18 protein-coding genes are annotated in these 16,753 nt (G+C 69.6%); 4 read left to right on the top strand and 14 right to left on the bottom strand.

Annotated features, from left to right (window positions below; all coding sequences use genetic code 11):
• Position 1: 1 nt before the first annotated feature.
• The 5 genes from JUB13_RS02045 to efp all read right to left on the bottom strand — a co-directional run bounded on the left by JUB13_RS02045 (position 2) and on the right by efp (position 5,060).
• Positions 2-1,450 carry a peptidoglycan -binding protein gene (locus JUB13_RS02045; protein WP_207476770.1) on the bottom strand — a complete coding sequence of 483 codons (1,449 nt, stop codon included), beginning with the start codon at positions 1,448-1,450 and terminating at the stop codon, positions 2-4.
• A 20-nt stretch (positions 1,451-1,470) separates the two neighbouring features.
• The gene (locus JUB13_RS02040; RefSeq protein WP_328702840.1) at positions 1,471-2,685 is read right to left on the bottom strand and encodes a flagellar motor protein MotA; all 1,215 of its coding nucleotides are present in this window, start codon (positions 2,683-2,685) and stop codon (positions 1,471-1,473) included.
• Entirely contained in the window at positions 2,685-3,107 is a 423-nt protein-coding gene (locus JUB13_RS02035) for an OmpA family protein (RefSeq protein WP_207476769.1), read from the bottom strand. Before JUB13_RS02035 ends, JUB13_RS02040 begins: the two co-directional genes overlap by 1 nt.
• Positions 3,108-3,652: 545 nt before the next feature.
• Complete coding sequence (locus JUB13_RS02030) at positions 3,653-4,486, bottom strand: inositol monophosphatase family protein (RefSeq protein WP_207476767.1); 834 nt, start codon at positions 4,484-4,486, stop codon at positions 3,653-3,655.
• Positions 4,487-4,493: 7 nt separating this feature from the next.
• Positions 4,494-5,060: an elongation factor P gene (efp, locus tag JUB13_RS02025; RefSeq protein ID WP_207476765.1), complete on the bottom strand. Its 567-nt coding sequence runs from the start codon at positions 5,058-5,060 to the stop codon at positions 4,494-4,496.
• Between the two features lie 157 nt (positions 5,061-5,217).
• On the opposite strand from efp, the gene epmA reads away from it, so the two are divergent.
• On the top strand, positions 5,218-6,303 hold the full coding sequence (gene epmA / locus JUB13_RS02020; RefSeq protein WP_207476763.1) for an EF-P lysine aminoacylase EpmA: 1,086 nt from the start codon (positions 5,218-5,220) through the stop codon (positions 6,301-6,303).
• Between the two features lie 102 nt (positions 6,304-6,405).
• Positions 6,406-7,116, top strand: a complete 711-nt coding sequence (locus JUB13_RS02015) for a hypothetical protein (RefSeq protein WP_207476761.1) — start codon at positions 6,406-6,408, stop codon at positions 7,114-7,116.
• Positions 7,117-7,123: 7 nt separating this feature from the next.
• Here the strand turns inward: JUB13_RS02015 and JUB13_RS02010 are convergent, their stop codons facing one another.
• The 6 genes from JUB13_RS02010 to JUB13_RS01985 all read right to left on the bottom strand — a co-directional run bounded on the left by JUB13_RS02010 (position 7,124) and on the right by JUB13_RS01985 (position 11,555).
• Positions 7,124-7,984, bottom strand: coding sequence for an MBL fold metallo-hydrolase (locus JUB13_RS02010; RefSeq protein ID WP_207476759.1), 861 nt, complete (start codon positions 7,982-7,984; stop codon positions 7,124-7,126).
• 124 nt (positions 7,985-8,108) lie between these two features.
• A complete protein-coding gene (locus tag JUB13_RS02005) occupies positions 8,109-8,771 on the bottom strand; it encodes a peroxiredoxin (protein WP_207476757.1) in 663 nt (220 codons plus the stop codon).
• Positions 8,772-8,937: 166 nt separating this feature from the next.
• Positions 8,938-9,396: a peptide-methionine (R)-S-oxide reductase MsrB gene (gene msrB, locus JUB13_RS02000; RefSeq protein ID WP_207476755.1), complete on the bottom strand. Its 459-nt coding sequence runs from the start codon at positions 9,394-9,396 to the stop codon at positions 8,938-8,940.
• 76 nt (positions 9,397-9,472) lie between these two features.
• A complete protein-coding gene (gene thiE, locus JUB13_RS01995; protein WP_207476753.1) occupies positions 9,473-10,105 on the bottom strand; it encodes a thiamine phosphate synthase in 633 nt (210 codons plus the stop codon).
• 8 nt (positions 10,106-10,113) lie between these two features.
• On the bottom strand, positions 10,114-11,043 hold the full coding sequence (locus JUB13_RS01990; RefSeq protein ID WP_207476750.1) for a class I fructose-bisphosphate aldolase: 930 nt from the start codon (positions 11,041-11,043) through the stop codon (positions 10,114-10,116).
• A gap of 95 nt (positions 11,044-11,138) precedes the next feature.
• A complete protein-coding gene (locus JUB13_RS01985; protein WP_207476748.1) occupies positions 11,139-11,555 on the bottom strand; it encodes a hypothetical protein in 417 nt (138 codons plus the stop codon).
• 66 nt (positions 11,556-11,621) lie between these two features.
• On the opposite strand from JUB13_RS01985, the gene JUB13_RS01980 reads away from it, so the two are divergent.
• Complete coding sequence (locus JUB13_RS01980) at positions 11,622-12,569, top strand: DMT family transporter (RefSeq protein ID WP_236024654.1); 948 nt, start codon at positions 11,622-11,624, stop codon at positions 12,567-12,569.
• Positions 12,570-12,616: 47 nt separating this feature from the next.
• On the opposite strand, the gene JUB13_RS01975 is transcribed toward JUB13_RS01980, so the two are convergent.
• Together JUB13_RS01975 and JUB13_RS01970 are read right to left on the bottom strand one after the other, a co-directional pair.
• Entirely contained in the window at positions 12,617-13,333 is a 717-nt protein-coding gene (locus tag JUB13_RS01975; RefSeq protein ID WP_236024653.1) for a metallophosphoesterase family protein, read from the bottom strand.
• A 37-nt stretch (positions 13,334-13,370) separates the two neighbouring features.
• Entirely contained in the window at positions 13,371-14,204 is an 834-nt protein-coding gene (locus tag JUB13_RS01970) for a nucleotidyltransferase family protein (RefSeq protein WP_207476746.1), read from the bottom strand.
• Between the two features lie 549 nt (positions 14,205-14,753).
• On the opposite strand from JUB13_RS01970, the gene JUB13_RS01965 reads away from it, so the two are divergent.
• Positions 14,754-16,244, top strand: coding sequence for a right-handed parallel beta-helix repeat-containing protein (locus JUB13_RS01965; protein WP_207476744.1), 1,491 nt, complete (start codon positions 14,754-14,756; stop codon positions 16,242-16,244).
• 33 nt (positions 16,245-16,277) lie between these two features.
• Here the strand turns inward: JUB13_RS01965 and JUB13_RS01960 are convergent, their stop codons facing one another.
• The gene (locus JUB13_RS01960) at positions 16,278-16,721 is read right to left on the bottom strand and encodes a hypothetical protein (protein ID WP_207476741.1); all 444 of its coding nucleotides are present in this window, start codon (positions 16,719-16,721) and stop codon (positions 16,278-16,280) included.
• Between the last annotated feature and the right edge of the window lie 32 nt (positions 16,722-16,753).

The following is a 16,753-nucleotide window of genomic DNA, read 5'->3' as shown; positions in this document are numbered from 1 at the left end:
TTCAGCGCTGGTCGAACTTGATCTCGATCCGGCGGTTGCGCGCGAAGGCCGTCTCGGTGTTGCCGGCCTCCAGCGGCTGGAACTCCGCGAAGCCCGCCGCCGCCAGCCGCTCCGGCGGGATCCCCTGCTCGCGCAGGGCGTTCACGACGGCGATGGCGCGCGCGGTCGACAGCTCCCAGTTCGACGGGAACTGCGGGGTGTTGATGGGCCTCAGATCCGTGTGGCCGTCGACGCGCAGCACCCAGTTCACGTCCGGCGGGATGGTCCCGGCGATCTCCAGCAGAGTCTGGGCCAGCTTCGCGAGCTCGTCGCGGCCGCGGTCCTCCAGCATAGCCGAGCCGCTGTTGAACAGCACCTCCGACTGGAAGACGAAGCGGTCGCCGACGATGCGGATGTCCGGACGGGCGCCCAGTGCCTCGCGCAGGCGGCCAAAGAACTCCGAGCGGTAGCGGTTCAGCTCCTCGACCTTGCTGGCGAGCGCCACGTTCAGGCGGCGGCCGAGATCGGCGATCTGCGTCTGCTGGTCGCGGGTCCGGGCCTCCGAAGCGCCCAGGACCGCGTTGATCGCCGCGAGCTGGTTGCGCAGCTCGGCGATCTGGCGGTTCAGCAGGTCGACCTGCTGGCGCGCCTGCTCGTTCGCCGTCCGCGATGCGCCGAGCTCGTCCTCCAGCGCGCCGATGCGCGTCTCGCGCGTCTCCACCTCGCGCTGGGCCAGCATGGTGCGCTCGGCCTCGCTCGCGACCTGGGCCTCCAGGCTCCTGCTGCGGTCCCGAAGCGCCCCGAGCTCGGCAAGGAGGCGGTCGCGGTCCTCGCGCGTGAGGCGCAGGTCCTCGCCCGTCCGGGCCTGCGCCTGCTCGGCCTGTTCGCGCGCCGTGCGGTTCTGATCCGCCAGTGTCGTCAGTGCCGCCACTTGGCCCTCGAGCTGCTGGCGCACCTCGCGGAGCTGGCGGATGTCGGCTTCGAGCCCCGCGATCTGGCGGAGCTGCATCTCGATCTTGCCGCGGTCCGCCTCGATCACCCTGTAGGCGTCCTCGAGCTGCTGGGACACCTGGGCCAGGTCGCCCGCGTTGCGGTCGGCGCGCCCGGTGAGCGCGCCGAGGCGCGCCTCCAGCGTATCGCGCTGTGCCCGCGCCTCGGCGAGGCTGGTGACCAGCCGGTCGCGCTCCAGCGTCGAGGACTGCAGCTCGACCGAGAGCTGCCCGATATTCGTGCGCAGGTCCGCATTGGCCTCGCGCTCCATGGCCAGCAGCTCGCCGAGCTCGGCGAGCTGCCGGTTCAGGCGCGTCAGTGCCTGGTCGCGGCCGTTCAGGCTCGTCGACAGGTAGGCCTGGGCCACCACGAAGACCATCAGCACGAAGATGACGACGATCAGCAGGTTCGACAGGGCGTCGACCCAGACCGGCCAGGCGTCGGCCCGCGCGACGCCGCGCCTTCCGATGCTGCCAGCCATCGCTCAGTCCTCCCCGGCCGTCATCGCGGCGGCTCCTCGGCCAGGGCCGCGATGGTGCGGGCCAGCAGCTTGATCTCGCTGCGGATCTCGTGCGTCGCCTGGGCGCGGCCGGCCGTCGCCTCCTCCAGGATGCGGGACGCGTAGACGTCCAGGTTTCGGATGTGCTGGCGCGTCGCCTCGTCCATGCCGAAGCTGTGGCCGGCGCCCAGCACGTCCGACAGCCGCTGCAGAAGCGGGCGCAGCTCCACCTGGCTCTCGGCCAGCCGGAGCATCAGCGTCTGCTCCGTGCGCATCTGGTCGGTCAGGGCCGAGAGCTTTTCGGTCAGGGCCATCAGGTTTGCGTTGCTGTGGCGGCGTCCTTCCTCGCTCTGCGCCACGGTGCGCTGCAGGATGTCGAGATTGTCGGCGGTCTGCTCCAGAAGCGCCTGAAGATAGGCCGGCACCGGCGCCTCGCCTTCGGTGCCCACGATGCCGCTGGACAGCCGGGCCTGCCCGGCAAGCCAGTCCTCGAGCGCGGTGTAGAACCGGCTCATGGCGAGGCCAGCCTGGAGATCGAGGAAGCCGACCACCAGCGACCCTGCGAGGCCGAAGAGCGATGCGCTGAAGGCCGTCCCCATGCCGGCGAGCGGTGCCGACAGCCCCTGCTGGAGCTGGCCGAACATCTCGCCCATGTCGCCGGTGCCCTGGAGGTTCAGCCCGCCGATCACGCTCGCGACCGAGCCGATGGTGTTGATCAGGCCCCAGAAGGTGCCGAGCAGTCCCAGGAAGATGAGAAGACCGGTCAGATAGCGCGACAGCTCGCGTCCCTCGTCCAGCCGGGCGCTGATGCCGTCCAGGACCGAGCGCATCGAGATCGCAGAGATCGACAGCCGTGCATGGCGGTCTCCCAGCATCCGGGCCAGCGGCGCCAGCAGCGCCGGCTCGGGGGCTGCCCTTCCTGCGGCCGGACCGCCCTCGCGCACGCGCTCGATCCAGTCGACCTCGGGCCGCAGGATCAGAACCAGGCGGAAGGTGTAGACGATGCCGAGCAGCAGCACGGCCAGGATCACGCCGTTCAGCCCGGGATTGACCATGAAGGCCGTGGAGATCGTCGGGAAGAGCGCCCCGGCGATGCCGATCACGATCAGCAGGAACAGTCCCATGCGGGCGAGATACCGGCGGGGATCCGGCATGGGCGCCGCGGGCACGGCATCCGTCCGGTGAAGGGTGGCCTGGGTCCGGGTGGAGAGCGTCATCAGTTCACCACTACGAGATCGACGCGGTCGGGAGGGCCGCCCTCTGTGCGGGCGCCCATGGCGCGCACGTCGATGCGCGTTCCGCGGATGCCCTGGCTCATCAGATAGTCACGCACCGCGACGGCCCGGGACAGCGAGAGCCGCCGCGCGTCACGGTCCTCGGGCCGGGCGGCGCCGGCATAGGCGGTGAGCCGCAGGCGGGCATCTGGTTCCGCCGCGAGGCGCGCGGCCAGACCCGTCAGGAGTTCGTGGTCCGCCGGCTCCAGCGCTTCTGACCCGCCCTGGAAGAGCAGGCGGAACTCGCGCCCCGGCGGGATCGCGACGGGACGGCCGGGCCCGCGGTCGGGCGGCGGGGCGGCGGTCGGCCGCGCGGCGGAGGGCAGGGGGGGCACGCCGCCGACGGTGGGCGGAGGCGCGGGCATCGCCGTATGGCCTGTCCCGGGCGGTGCGGGGACCGCCCCGCCGGGTCGTGCCGAAGGATCGAGGGCGCCCGGCGGCGGGATCGGGATCGCAAGGTCGGGCTGCGCGGGTGCGCGGCCGGCATCCAGCGGCGGCGCGGGCCGCACGGCCCGCGGAGCCGGAACGGCCGGCGAGGGAAGTGGGGTACGCTCGGGGACCGGCAGCGCCTGCGGCGGCTGGCTGCCCGGTGCGGCGGGCGCGGCGGGCTTGCGGGAAGGCAGGGGAACTGGCTCCGCCGAGGGGGAGCTCTGCTGCGCGGCCGCGTCCTGGGCGGCGGCAGGGGACGATAGCATCCCCGCGCAAATAAGGACCGTCAGGGCAAGCATCGCCGCAGCCGATCGGTCGCGGCGCGTGTGGCGGTCTCGTTCGATGCGGCGCCGCATGGTGTCGGCCGTGCCTCCGGCAAAGGTCGCGGCCCGGCGCTGGGCCGGACCCACCATATCGGAAGCGGCACTCCGGGAACAACCCGTACGGGCGGAGCCTTCGCCGCCCGGACGGGGTGCCTTCATCAGCCGGCCGAGGGGGCCTGCGGCCGGGGCGCAACCCGGGGTTTTGCCGCGCTCTTCAGCAGGCGGAGCAACTGCAGGTGCATCTGGTCGTTGGCGGCCAGGACGCTGCCCGTGCCCAGCGGGTCGCGGGCGCCGTTGATCTCGGTCACGAATCCCCCGGCCTCGGACACGATCAGCATGCCGGCGGCCATGTCCCAGGGCGCAAGCCCCGTCTCCCAGAACCCGTCGTACCGGCCGGCCGCCACATAGGCGAGGTCCAGCGCCGCCGAGCCGAATCGGCGGATGCCGGCGACCTCGGGCATGATCGCCCCGAGCTGCGCCAGGAAGGCCGGCGAATCACCCCTGCCCTTGAAGGGGGTCCCGGTCGCGATCACCGCGTCCTCGAGCTTCCGGCGCCCGGAGACGCGCAGGCGGGTGTGGTTCACGAAGGCGCCGCCGCCCTTCTCCGCCCAGAACAGCTCGTCCCGGATCGGGTCGTAGACGACGCCGGCGAGCACCTCGCCGTCCTTCTCGGCGGCGATGGAGATCGACCAGTGCGGCAGGCCGTGCAGGAAGTTCGTGGTGCCGTCGAGGGGGTCGACGATCCAGCGATGCCCGTCACGGCCCTGCGTCTCGCCGGACTCCTCCATGAGAAAGCCGAAGTCGGGCCGCGCGCGCTGAAGCTCGGCCCGCAGGATATCCTCCGCCTTGCGGTCGGCGGCCGAGACGAAATCGGCCGGCCCCTTGCGCGAGACCTGGAGCTGCTCGACCTCGCCGAAGTCGCGCACGAGGCCGCGGGCCGCCTTGTCGGCGGCCTTGGCCATCACGTTGATCAGCGCTGATCGCGTCGCCATTCCGATGTCAGTCCTTGGCCCGCTCCAGGTACTCGCCGGTCGAGGTGTCGACCACGATCCGGGTGCCGGACTCGATGTGCGGCGGCACCATCACGCGCTCGCCGTTCTCGAGCTTGGCGGGCTTGTACGAGGAGGAGGCCGTCTGACCCTTCACCACCGGGTCGGCCTCGACGATCTGGAGCGTCACGGTCTGCGGCAGCTCGACGCCGAGGGGCGAGCCCTCGTGGCTCTGCACCGTGACCTTCATGCCCTCCTGCAGGAAGACGGCGGGATCGCCGATCACGTCCCGCGGGATCACGATCTGCTCGAAGCTCTCGTTGTCCATGAAGGTGAAGTTGTCGCCCTCGGAGAACAGGAACTGCATCTCGTGCTCGTCCAGGCGCGCGCGCTCGACCGTCTCCTGGGTGCGGAAGCGTTCGATGTTCTTGTTGCCCGTGCGAGCGTCCTTCATCTCGAGCTGGATGAAGGCGCCGCCCTTGCCGGGCTGGACGATCTGGGTCTTGGTGATCACCCAAAGCTTGCCGTTGTGCTCGAGCACGTGGCCGGGGCGCATCTGGTTGGCGTTGACCTTCATGGCCGTCTACCGATCTTGTCTTGGCTCTGGAATCGAGGCGCGGACCGTATCAGGTTGACCGCAGCCGTTCAACTCGCGGTCTGCCCGACGTCCTTTGCCGGCGCCCGCGGTCGGATCCGCGGCCCGATTGCCCAAGAACAGGCGGGGAGTTCAGCCGTTGCCCAGAGCCGACGCGTCCCGTGCGCCATGGTGGCGCCCCGACGTCTTCGCGCGCCGCCGCGGTGCGCTCGAGGCCCGCGTGCGGATCCGCAGGGCGGTGCGCTCCTATTTCGACGAGCGCGGCTTCCTCGAGGTCGAGACGCCGGCGCTTCAGGTCTCGCCCGGCATGGAGCCGCATCTCAAGGCCTTCTCCACGGTGCTTGAGGGACCGAATCCCGACGACGTGCAGACGCTGCATCTGCACACCTCGCCCGAGTTCGCGATGAAGAAGCTGCTGGTGGCCGGGGTCGAGCGGCTCTACCAGCTCGCGCCGGTGTACCGGAACGGCGAGCGTTCGGACACCCACAGCCCCGAGTTCACGATGCTGGAGTGGTACCGGGCGGGCGCTACCTACCGCGACCTGGTCGAAGACTGCCGCGGACTCGTACAGGCCGCGACGCGGGCGGCCGGGGCCGACCGCCTGCGCGGGCGGGGCGGGGAGAGCGATCCCTTCGGCGACTGGGAGATTCTCGGCGTGGCCGAGGCCTTCGCGCGCCATGCCGACATCGACCTGCTGGCGACCGCTCCCGATCCGCGCGCCCCCGATCGCGACATGCTGGCGTGCGAGGCCGCACGCATCGGAATCGCGCCCCATGACGGCGACAGCTGGGAGGACCTGTTCTTCCGCATCGCGTTCGAGCGTATCGAGCCGCATCTGGGCTTCGGGCGGCCGACCGTACTGATCGACTATCCCGTCAGCATGGCCGCGCTGTCCCGCCCCAAAGCGGATGACCCGCGCCTGGCCGAGCGGTTCGAGCTCTATGTCTGCGGCATCGAGCTGGCGAACGCCTTCGGCGAACTGACGGATCCCGCGGTGCAGCGGGCCCGGTTCGAGGCCGATATGGCGCTGAAGGAGCGGCTCTACGGCGAGCGCTTCCCCATCGACGAGGACTTCCTGGCCGCGCTGTCCCACGGCATGCCGGACAGCGCGGGAATCGCGCTGGGCTTCGACCGCCTCGTGATGCTGTGCACGGGGCAGGATGCCATCGACGACGTGCTGTGGGCGCCGGTCGCTCGGCCGACGCATGGCGGGCGGGGCGACTGACGCGCGCCGGCATGATACTGGCGCGGGCTTGGCGCGGGCCGGGGCAACGCAGGCCCCATGCCGCTGTTGCTGGTCTCACAGGCTAGCAGCGGAGTGCGCGGCATGGACGAGAGGGAAGGCAGGGATCGCGGGCTGCCCGGGACGGCGCGGGGACCGGCGAAGCCGGAGGCGGCGGCCGGGATCCCCACGGGCGATGCGATCACCGGCGATCCGGGGGCAGGCGTCGCGAATCCGGCCGGCACGGCGACAGGGATCGGCGGGTCCGGTGGCGACAGCCGCGGCGGGCCGGAGAGCGCCGGCGGCATCGGGCGGGCGAAGGCGGCGCTGGGCGGCTCCGGCGGCGAAGGGCCGGCCGCCGACGTGACCGCGGGCGGGCCGGCGACGCCTGCAGGGGGGCGCACCGACGGCATCGGCAGCACCGGCGTGACCGGGATGGGAAGCAGCGCCATGGGCCATCCCTCCGACGCGACAGCAGGTGACACCGGGGGGCGCGACATCCCTCCGAGCGTCTCCGAGCGGGCGCAGGGCGTGACCTCGCAGCGCGAGGTGGGGATCATGGGCGATGCCGGCCTCGCGCGCGAGGCGGCGCTGCCGGACTCGGGCGCGGGCCCCTCGCTCCAGACGGGCGCGCAGGGCTCCGGCTCGACCACGGACGTGCCCGGCGGGCGCGAGATCCTGGGCCACGGGGCCGGAACGACGGGTGGAACGCCGGGAACCGGGATCGGCGGGACCAACACGCCGCCGGCGCCCGAGGTCCAGGCGGGAATCCGTGGCGCCGGCGCCCGCGACGCCGGGCGCAAGGACGAGGCCTGAGATCCCGTCAGAGACCGTCGAGGGGCAGCTTCAGGTACCGAAGTCCATTGTCGTCGGGCTTCGGGAGCTGTCCCGCCTCGATGTTGACCTGGATCGAGGGGATGATCAGGGCGGGCATGCCCAGCGTGCGGTCGCGCTCGGTCCGCATGGCCACGAACTGATCCTCGGATATGCCGTCATGGGTGTGGATGTTGGCGGACCGCTGCGCTGCGACGGTGGTCTGCCAGGCGATCTCGCGGCCGTTCGGCTGATAGTCGTGGCAGACGAACATGCGCGTCTCCGGCGGCAGCGCCAAAAGGCGCCGGATCGAGCCGTAGAGCTCGTGTGCCGAGCCGCCGGGAAAATCGCAGCGTGCGGTCCCTCCGTCGGGCATGAACAGCGTGTCGCCGACGAACACCGCGTCGCCGATATAGTAGGAGACGGAATCCGGCGTGTGGCCTGGGGTCGCGATCACGCGGCCCTCTGCCGATCCGACGCGGAAGGTCTCGCCGTCCCTGAACAGGTGGTCGAACTGGCCGCCGTCCTGGCGGAACTCCGGCGGCATCGCGTAGACGCCGGCGAAGCGCTTCTGCACCTCGACCACACGCCGGCCGATGCCGACAGTGCCGCCGAGCTCCTTGCGCAGATAGGCCGCGGCGCTCAGGTGGTCGGCATGGACATGGGTCTCGAGGATCCAGGCGACCGAGAGCCGCCGGGCGCGAACGAAGGCGGCAATCCCGTCGGCGAAGGCCGTGCTGGTGCGTCCCGAGGCATAGTCGAACCCCAGGACGGGATCGATGATCGCCGCCGATCCGCCGTCCCCGTCGAAGACGACGTAGGACAGCGTGGAGGTCGGCTTGTCGAAGAACGCTTCCACGATGACGGGCATCGCTCTCGTTCCATCGTTCCGGCGGACCGTATGGGCCGCGCGGCGGGCAGCCCGCCGCGCGGCGGCGCCAGGGCCCCCGGGGCGCCGCGTGGCGCTCCGCCCCAGGGCCGGCACATGCTCGATATTACGCGGTCGGCTGCTTCACGACACGAAGATAGGGCTTCAGCGTCTTGAACCCCTGGGGGTACTTCTCCCGGGCCTGCTCGTCGGAGACCGAGGTCGGGATGATCACGTCGTCCCCCGGCCGCCAGTTCACAGGGGTGGCGACGTTGTGGACCGCGTTGAGCTGGAGCGCGTCCAGAAGCCGCAGCACCTCGTCGAAGTTGCGGCCGGCGCTCATCGGGTAGGTGAGCATCGCCTTGATCTTCTTGTCGGGGCCGACGATGAAGACCGAGCGCACGGTCGCGTTGTCCACCGCGGTGCGCCCGTCCGAGGTGTTGCCGGCGCCCTCGGGAAGCATGTCGTAGAGCTTCGCGACCTTCAGCTCGGGGTCGCCGATCATCGGGTAGTTGACCGCGTGTCCCTGGGTCTCCTCGATGTCGCTGGCCCAGCGCGAATGATTCGTCACGGGGTCGACGCTGAGACCGATGATCTTGGTCCCGCGCCTGTCGAACTCCGGCTTCAGCCCGGCCATATAGCCGAGCTCGGTGGTGCACACCGGCGTGAAATCCTTCGGGTGCGAGAACAGGATCGCCCAGCCGTTGCCGATCCATTCATGGAAATCTATCGTTCCCTGCGTGGTCTCGGCCGTGAAGTTCGGTGCTTCGGAATTGATCCTGAGAGACATTGCATCCTCCTCGTTCTGCCATTTGCGGGACTTTTGCAGCCCGGTCGCGCGTCACCGTTGCAGGCGGCGATATTCGCCCCGCGTCAGGGGCGGCGTCAACGCGTTCGCCGCCCCTCGATACAGATTCTTGTGGAGAATGTCGCGTATTAACGAATTACGTTTGTAATTAAGCCTTCGGCTCGAAGCTGAGGGCGGCACCGTTCATGCAGTAGCGCAGCCCCGTGGGCTGCGGCCCGTCGTCGAAGACATGGCCGAGATGGCCGCCGCAATCGGCGCAGTGCACCTCAATCCGGACCATGAAGAAGCTGCGGTCCTCCGTCGTGCCGACCGCTTCGGGAATGGGTTCCCAGAAGCTGGGCCAGCCCGATCCGCTTTCGAACTTGGCATCGGATTCGAACAGCGGCTTTCCGCAGCCCGCGCAGTGGAAGGTGCCGGGCCGGTGCTCCTCGTTCAGTGGGCTGGAGCCGGGCGCCTCGGTTCCGTGCTGGCGGAGCACCCGGAACTGATCGGGCGAGAGGGTCGCGCGCCATTCCGCCTCGGTCCTGCGCACGGGATAGCTCTCGTCGCTCTCATGCGACTTTCCGAACAGCCGCGCCGTAAGTCCGCCCAGGCCGGTCTTGCTCATGGGGATCCTCCTTGCTCAGGGACGCCGATCCATATGGGAACTCCGCCGTCCCGGCGGCAGGGGGCAGGGGCAGGGATCAGGAGGCGGCAGAGATGGCGGCGTTGAACTCCCTAACGGCCGCGTCCGGTCCCCGCGGGTGGTTCCAGACCGCGGAGATCGCGCAGAGGAAGTCGGCACCGCTCCGCACCAGCGGCGCGCAGTTCGCCGGCGTGATCCCGCCTATCGCGACGCAGGGAACCTCGAACAGCTCGGCCCACCAAGCCAGCAGCTCGATCTCGGCGACGTCGCCGGCATCGGGCTTCGTGGAAGTCGGGAACATGGGGCCGAAGGCCACATAGTCGGCGCCATCCTCGGCCGCCACCATGGCCAGATGGCGCGAGCCCTGGCACGACACGCCGACGATCGCATCGGGTCCCACGATGCGGCGGGCATCGCGGTAGGGGGTGTCGTCCTGCCCGACATGGACGCCGTCACAGCCGAGCTCGCGGGCGAGGTCGGGGCGGTCGTTCATCAGGAACGCGACATCCGATGCCTGCGCGATGGGCATCAGGATCTCGGTCGCGCGGCGGATCGCGTCGTCGGGAACGTCCTTGAGGCGGAGCTGGAGGCAGGCAACGTCGCCCGCCCCGAGAGCCCGCCGGAGATCCTCGGAGAAGGCCGCCGGCTCGAAAGCCGGCGGCGTGATCAGGTAGAGACGGCAGTCGGCCAAGGGGCCGGTCACTCCTTGCCCTGATAGATACGCACCAGGCGGTCGAGCAGCACCAGGGCATCCTCGCGCGGGCGCTGGAAGGCATTGCGCCCGATGATCGAGCCGTTGCCGCCGCCGTCGCGGATCGCTCGGGCGTCCTCGAAGACCGAATCCTCGCCCTTCATGGCGCCGCCCGAGAAGACCACGATGCGGCGGCCGTTGAAGGACGACTGCATGACGTGCTTCACGCGGTCGGTCAGCGTGCCGATCGGGATGTTCTGGCTCTGGTAGACCTTCTTGGCCTCGGCGTTCTCGAGGTGGTCGGTCGGCAGCTTCACCTTGATGATGTGCGCGCCGAGCAGCGCCGCCATGTGGGCGGCATAGGCGATCACGTCGACCGCCAGCTCGCCGTCCTTGGAGAGGGCGCCGCCGCGGGGATAGGACCAGATCACGGTGGCGATGCCGTATTCCTTGGCCTCGGCCGACAGCTCCCGGATCTCCTCGTACTGGTCGTACATCGCGTCCGAGCCGGGATAGATCGTGAAGCCGATCGCCGACGCGCCGAGGCGGACGGCGTCGAGGACCGAGCCGGTCACGGCCTGGTCGGCGCCTTCCTTGGTGCGCGAGAGGCTGTTTGCGCTGTTCAGCTTCAGGATCGTGGGGATCTGGCCGGCCGTGACGTCGGCCGCGGCCTCCAGCGGGCCGAGCGGGGCCGCGTAGGCGCTGAGGCCCGCGTCGATCGCGAGCTGCGGGTGGTACTTGGGGTCGTAGCCGGCCGGGTTGGCGGCGAAGCTGCGCGCCGGGCCGTGCTCGAAGCCCTGGTCGACCGGCAGGATGACCAGCTTGCCCGTCCCGCCGAGCCGGCCTTCCATCAGGATGCGGGCCAGGTTGGCGCGGGTCGCCGGGTTGTCGCTCTCGTAGTTCGCGAGGATCTCTTTGACGCGGCGGGTGAGCTTCATGATCCCTTGTATCCCCGGTTCCGGTTTTTCGAAGGTGCGGCCCTCATAGCCCGCTGCGGTGCGCATTGCAACGCCGCCCGTCCCCTTTTTCGGTGTTACCTCAGCAGCCAGAGGCGGCACGCCTCGAGGGCGTCGCGGCGCCCCCGCAGATCGAGGCCTCCGGCGCAGGGGGTATGTAGGCGGGCGCCCTGGGCCTCGGCGATGGCCCGCACCCGCTCCAGCAGATCGGGCTTGCCGGCTAGCGCCACGTCCGGCACGCCTGCGCGCAGGGCTGCCAGCGCGGCACCCGGCCGGTCCGCGCAGTCGAGCACCGCGGTGACCGGCACCTCCGGAAACTCCCGCCTTCCGTCCTCGATGAGCGCACGGAACCAGGCGCCGCCGCCATGGCATCCGGCGCCGGGCGCGCTGCAGAGCCGCACCCCGACGCCAAGCGAGGCCGCGGCGCCCAGGGCTGCGCGGACCTCGGCCGAGCCATGCACCAGGATCGGCCTGTCCGCGTTGACCTCGTGCACGCTTCCCTCTAGCACCGCTCGACATGCTCCCCGGGACCGACTCGGGGGCGCCACGCCGCGAGCCGCATGACCGACCGAGCCGACGCCGAAACCCGCCCCGCGACCGCTGCCCGGATGCCCGGACTCGCGACCCGGATCTGGGGCATGCCCTACCTGCTGCTGATGGTGCCGCCGCTGGCCTGGGCCGGCAATGCCGTAATCGGCCGGGCCGTAGCAGGGCAGGTGCCGCCGGTGGGGCTCGCCTTCTGGCGCTGGATCCTCGCCTTCCTGCTGATCATGCCCCTGGCCTGGCCCCATCTGCGCCGCGACCTGCCGGTGCTGAGGGCACGCTGGGGGCTCGTGCTTGTGCTGTCGGCGCTGGGCATCGCGGTCTTCAACACCTTCCTCTACATCGGCCTGAAGCAGACGGCGGTGGTGAACGCCGTGATGATGCAGTCGACCATGCCGGTGCTGATCGTGCTGATGAGCTTTGCGCTCTTCGCCGAACGCGTCGGCGTCCTCCAGGGGCTGGGAATCCTGGTCTCGTTGGCGGGCGTCCTGGCCATCGCCACGCGCGGCGATCCGGACGTCCTGCACTCGCTGAACCTCAATCCCGGCGATCTCTGGGTCTTCGCGGCGGTCGTCTGCTATGCCGGCTACACGGCGCTGCTGCGCAAGCGTCCCGCTACCAATCCCTTCAGCTTCGTCGCGCTGACCTTCGGGGTCGGCGCCCTGATCCTGCTGCCCTTCTATGTCTGGGAGAGCCTGACGGTGCAGGCCATGCGCCCCGACTTCGCCAGCCTGGCGGCGGTCGGCTACGTCGCGGTCTTCGCCTCGATCCTGGCCTATCTCTGCTACAACCGCTCGGTCGAACTGCTGGGCCCGAACCGGACCGGCCTCTCGATTCACCTGGTTCCGGTCTTCGGCAGCGTGATGGCGGTTGTCTTCCTCGGCGAGAGCATGCACGGCTATCACGCCGTGGGAATCGCTCTGATCGCGCTCGGCATTGCAATGGCGAGCCGGAAGACCCGCTGAGCGGGAGCCGCGCCGCGCTGCGCGGCCGCCGTCCCGGCCGTCTCCCCTTACACCGCGATCAGCGCATAGGGCCGGCCACCGATCTTGGGGATCTGGGCCGCGACGTTGTAGACCGGCGTGCCGCCGGGGGTCTTTCCCTCGAAGCTGCCGTGATGGGCATGGCCGTGCACGACCGCGGAGATGCCGTCGAACCGGTCGATGGTCTCGGCCAGGCGCGAGGAGCCCAGGAAGGGGAAGATCTCCCGCGGCTCGCCTTCCACCGTGGCGGCGATCGGCGCGTAGTGCAGGACGACGACCTTTCTTTCGGTGTCGAGATTCTGCAGCGCGTTCTCCAATCGCATGGATTCCGCGGTGGCTTCCTGCACGAAGGTCTTGATGGCTGCCTCGCCGAAGGATCCGAGCATGAACTTGCCGAAGCCGCCGGCGAAGCCCTTCACGCCGGCGAAGCCGACGCCCTTCACGATATGGCTCTCCTCGCCCAGGAACTTGACCCCGGCATCGCCCAGGATGCGCATGACCTCCTCGGGGTTGCCGCATTCATGGTCGTGGTTGCCCAGGACGGCCACCACCGGGATCGAGCACGCCTTCAGGTCCTCGGCCACCATCTCGGCCTCGCGCGGCTTGCCGAGATTGGTCACGTCGCCGCACAGGGCGAGCACGTCGGCACGGTCCGAGATCTCGGCGAACATGTCGCGATAGCGCGTATCGTGCGAGTCCGAGACGTGGATGTCGCCGATCGCCGCGAGCGTGATCAAGCCTTCCAAGCGATGTCTCCGTCAGCTCTGGCCGTCGTGCCGGCCGTCAGTCCTTGGCTCCGGACGTCCGGTCGCCGTCCACGCGGCGTGCGATCTCGGGCCCGTGGTCGACGGGCACGACCGGCACGCCCTCGCCGCGGCCGACCACGTCGGCGAAGCCCCATTGCTTCACGTCGATTTCGTAGTCGTGCGGCGAGAACAACCGGCCGCGGCAGATCTTGATCCGCGCGGTGGGCAGGTCCTCCTGGAGCTTCAGGCGGTCCAGAAGCTCGTCCAGCAGCCAGCGCGGGATGATCTCGCGCTCGCTGGGATAGATGAAGCGGAAGTTCAGGATGTGCATTAGCAGCACTTCCCAGTGCGCCTCCATGTAGCAGAGCAGGCGGTGCCAGTCGATATGCTCATGCTGGCGCAGGATCATGTGCGCGACGTCAGCGCCGTCGTAGCGCTCCCGGTTCTGCACGAAGGCCTTGGAAAAGACCATCTCGGTCGGCGGAACCAGCTTGACCTCGACGCCAAGGACCTCGGCCTTGAAGTTCTCGTCGAACCACTGGTCCGTGATGATACCCAGCCCTGCCGTGGAGTTGAAGATCACGTCGAAGAAGTAGTCACCCTTGTGGACCTTGGCCAGCCAGCGCTCGTCCTCGATCGTTATGGTGAATTCCGGCTTCGGGAAGAGCTGCAGGATGCGCGGGAAGTCGCCGGCCTTGCAGAAGACGTCGATGTCTTTGGTCGGCCGCCTCAGCCCGGTATAGGCGTTGATGGCGTAGGTGCCGGACACCAGGAAGGGCAGCCCCGAGGCCTGGAGGCGGCGAAGGCTCTCCGCATAGAAGGCGATGGCTTCAGGCTGGAGCGAGGCGAGCGTCGGTTCGGCTGTGTCCATTGCGCAGGTCTGGAGCCTCCGGGCCGCCGAGGCGGCGGAACGACAGGTGAAACACCTGCCGCCGCGGACGGGTTCCGCATCCGGTGCGGTTCCACGCGGGGTTGTGATAAAGCTGGGGCATCGCCGTTCCAGGGTATCAGTTTCGAAATTCGCGTGATAATCGGGCTATTCCTCAGTCCGGCGGTCCGCGCCGGGCGCCAGAAAATCAATCCTTCCCCGACGAAAACACGAGAGAAGGAGATCTCATGGCGGAAGTCAGTCCATCGCTCATCCAAGTCATCCACGATGACTTACCACTCTGCTTGGGTGGGGTGAGCTTACTTTAGATTGTCTGTCCTGAAAATCGTCTGAACTGACCGGGCCGACCGAGGCGCCGGACGGGCGACGCATTCCCATCGCATGCACGCCCGGCCGCAGCACCGGGCGGCGTGCCGATCCCATCCGCCGGCCCCGCCGGTCCGGAGATGCGGCCGGCCGCCCATTCCGAGCGGCGGGCACGGCCTTCCCCGTGTCCCGTCCGTCCCAAGCAGAAGAGAGGGAGACACACCCATGGCCACCCTGTGGGTCGGGCCCAACGAGGCCTACAAGAAGCTGTCCAGCGCGATCGCGGCGAGCAGCGCGGGCGACACGATCAATGTCCGTGCCGGCACCTACGTGAACGATTTCGCGACGGTGACGCATGCGCTGAAGATCGTCGGGGTCGGCGGCAAGGCCGTGCTCCAGGCGACCGCGGCGCCGCCCAACGGCAAGGCGATCCTCGTCACCCGCGGCAACGTGGAGATCCAGAACCTGGAGTTCACTGGCGCCCGCGTGCCCGACGAGAACGGCGCCGGCATCCGGCACGAGGCCGGGAACCTCACGGTTCGCGACAGCGTCTTCCGGAACAACGAGAACGGGATCCTGACCTCCGACGTCTCCGGAGCCAAGGTCCTGATCGAGGACAGCACCTTCTCCGGCAACGGGCGGGGCGACGCGCGGACCCACGGCATCTACGTGAACAAGGTGGCGAGCCTGGTGGTGACCGGCAGCACCTTCACCGACACGGAGGACGGCCACCACATCAAGAGCCGGGCCGCCAGCACGACGGTCGAAGGATCGACCCTGAAGGACGGACCCGACAGCTCGGTCTATTCCATCGACCTCGCCAACGGCGGCACCGGCGTGATCCGGGGCAACACCATCCACAAGGGCGAAGGGTCGCTGAACAACCACTTCATCGGCTTCGCGGGGGAGGGCGGCCGCGGCGGCGACAGCCTCGTGGTCGAGAACAACACTTTCACCAGCGACTACGACCGGGCGGTGCTCGTCAACAACGCGACGTCCAATCCGGTCCGCTTCTCCGGCAACAACGCGAGCGATCCCGACATCGACCGCTTCGCCGACGGTCCCTACACCAATTCGGGCGGCTCGTCGGGCGGCGGCTCCTCGGGGGGAGCGACCGGCCGGACGGTCGAGAAGTCGACCAGCTACACCCTGGGCAGCGGCGAGATCGATCTGAAGCTCCTGGGCTCCTCGGGGATCAGCGGAACCGGCAACGGCTCCGACAACAAGATCACCGGGAACTCGGGCGGCAACCTGATCAAGGGTCAGGATGGCAACGACACGCTGCTCGGGATGGGCGGTGCGGACACCCTGCAGGGCGGGGCCGGAAACGATCGGCTCGAAGGCGGGGACGGCAGTGACATCCTGACCGGCGGGTCCGGCAAGGACGTGCTGGTCGGCGGGTCCGGCTCGGATCGCTTCGACTTCAATCTGGCCTCCGAGAGCAAGGGCTCGTCGCGGGATCAGATCCTCGACTTCAGCCGCAGCCAGGGCGACAAGATCGACCTGGCGGGCATCGACGCCAGCACGAAGGCCAGCGGGAACCAGGGCTTCTCGTTCCTGGGCACCGGAAGCTTCACGGGCAAGGCCGGGCAGCTCCACATCAAGACCATCGACGGCCAGCACGTGCTCGAAGGGGACGTGAACGGCGACAAGGTCGCTGACTTCCAGGTCACCCTGAACACGGGATCCCTGTCCTCGGGCGATTTCTTCCTGTGATCGCCGGCTCCTGATCCCAGGTGTGGGGGCGGTTCAGCGGGCGGGTCCGCCGTCCGAGCCGCTCCCTCCCGAGCTGCCGTCGGGCAGCGGGGCTGCGGGGCTCGACCCGGCGGCGCCGTCGGGATCCGGTGCGCCGGGGACGAGTTGGGCCGCGACCCGCCTGTCCCCGTCGCCGTGCCAGAACACCTGGACGGGGTCCCCCTCGGCCACGCGGACGGTCTCCAACGGGACGCTGGGCGCGATCTCGTAGCGCGTTCCGTCCGACAGCGTCAGGATTCGGCCGTCGCGGTCGAAGGTCTGGACCGTGCCGGTCGCGACCGAGAGATCTGCGGTTGTCGTGTCGGTGATCAGGTTCTGCTGGGCGGTTGCCGGGGCCCAGGTCAGGGCTGTGGCCAGCATGGAGAGGGCCAGAGAGGCGCGGGCCAGAGATGCGCGGGCCGGAGAGAGGCGGGCGGTGGCGCGGTTCGATGGGCCCATGGCCGGCTCCTGCCGTCGGTTGTCCGTCCTGG

The organism is Arenibaculum pallidiluteum (assembly GCF_017355985.1).
Taxonomy (GTDB): Bacteria; Pseudomonadota; Alphaproteobacteria; order Azospirillales; family Azospirillaceae; genus Arenibaculum; species Arenibaculum pallidiluteum.
This window is presented reverse-complemented; position numbering and strand designations above follow the sequence as displayed.

Bases quoted from the DNA above. Each gene is read 5' to 3' on its own strand.
- JUB13_RS02045 (WP_207476770.1), bottom strand. From the start codon at position 1,450: ATGGCTGGCAGCATCGGAAGGCGCGGCGTCGCGCGGGCCGACGCCTGG.
- JUB13_RS02040 (WP_328702840.1), bottom strand. From the start codon at position 2,685: ATGACGCTCTCCACCCGGACCCAGGCCACCCTTCACCGGACGGATGCC.
- JUB13_RS02035 (WP_207476769.1), bottom strand. From the start codon at position 3,107: ATGCCCGCGCCTCCGCCCACCGTCGGCGGCGTGCCCCCCCTGCCCTCC.
- JUB13_RS02030 (WP_207476767.1), bottom strand. From the start codon at position 4,486: ATGGCGACGCGATCAGCGCTGATCAACGTGATGGCCAAGGCCGCCGAC.
- efp (WP_207476765.1), bottom strand. From the start codon at position 5,060: ATGAAGGTCAACGCCAACCAGATGCGCCCCGGCCACGTGCTCGAGCAC.
- JUB13_RS02015 (WP_207476761.1), top strand. From the start codon at position 6,406: ATGGACGAGAGGGAAGGCAGGGATCGCGGGCTGCCCGGGACGGCGCGG.
- JUB13_RS02010 (WP_207476759.1), bottom strand. From the start codon at position 7,984: ATGCCCGTCATCGTGGAAGCGTTCTTCGACAAGCCGACCTCCACGCTG.
- JUB13_RS02005 (WP_207476757.1), bottom strand. From the start codon at position 8,771: ATGTCTCTCAGGATCAATTCCGAAGCACCGAACTTCACGGCCGAGACC.
- msrB (WP_207476755.1), bottom strand. From the start codon at position 9,396: ATGAGCAAGACCGGCCTGGGCGGACTTACGGCGCGGCTGTTCGGAAAG.
- JUB13_RS01990 (WP_207476750.1), bottom strand. From the start codon at position 11,043: ATGAAGCTCACCCGCCGCGTCAAAGAGATCCTCGCGAACTACGAGAGC.
- JUB13_RS01980 (WP_236024654.1), top strand. From the start codon at position 11,622: ATGACCGACCGAGCCGACGCCGAAACCCGCCCCGCGACCGCTGCCCGG.
- JUB13_RS01970 (WP_207476746.1), bottom strand. From the start codon at position 14,204: ATGGACACAGCCGAACCGACGCTCGCCTCGCTCCAGCCTGAAGCCATC.
- JUB13_RS01965 (WP_207476744.1), top strand. From the start codon at position 14,754: ATGGCCACCCTGTGGGTCGGGCCCAACGAGGCCTACAAGAAGCTGTCC.
- JUB13_RS01960 (WP_207476741.1), bottom strand. From the start codon at position 16,721: ATGGGCCCATCGAACCGCGCCACCGCCCGCCTCTCTCCGGCCCGCGCA.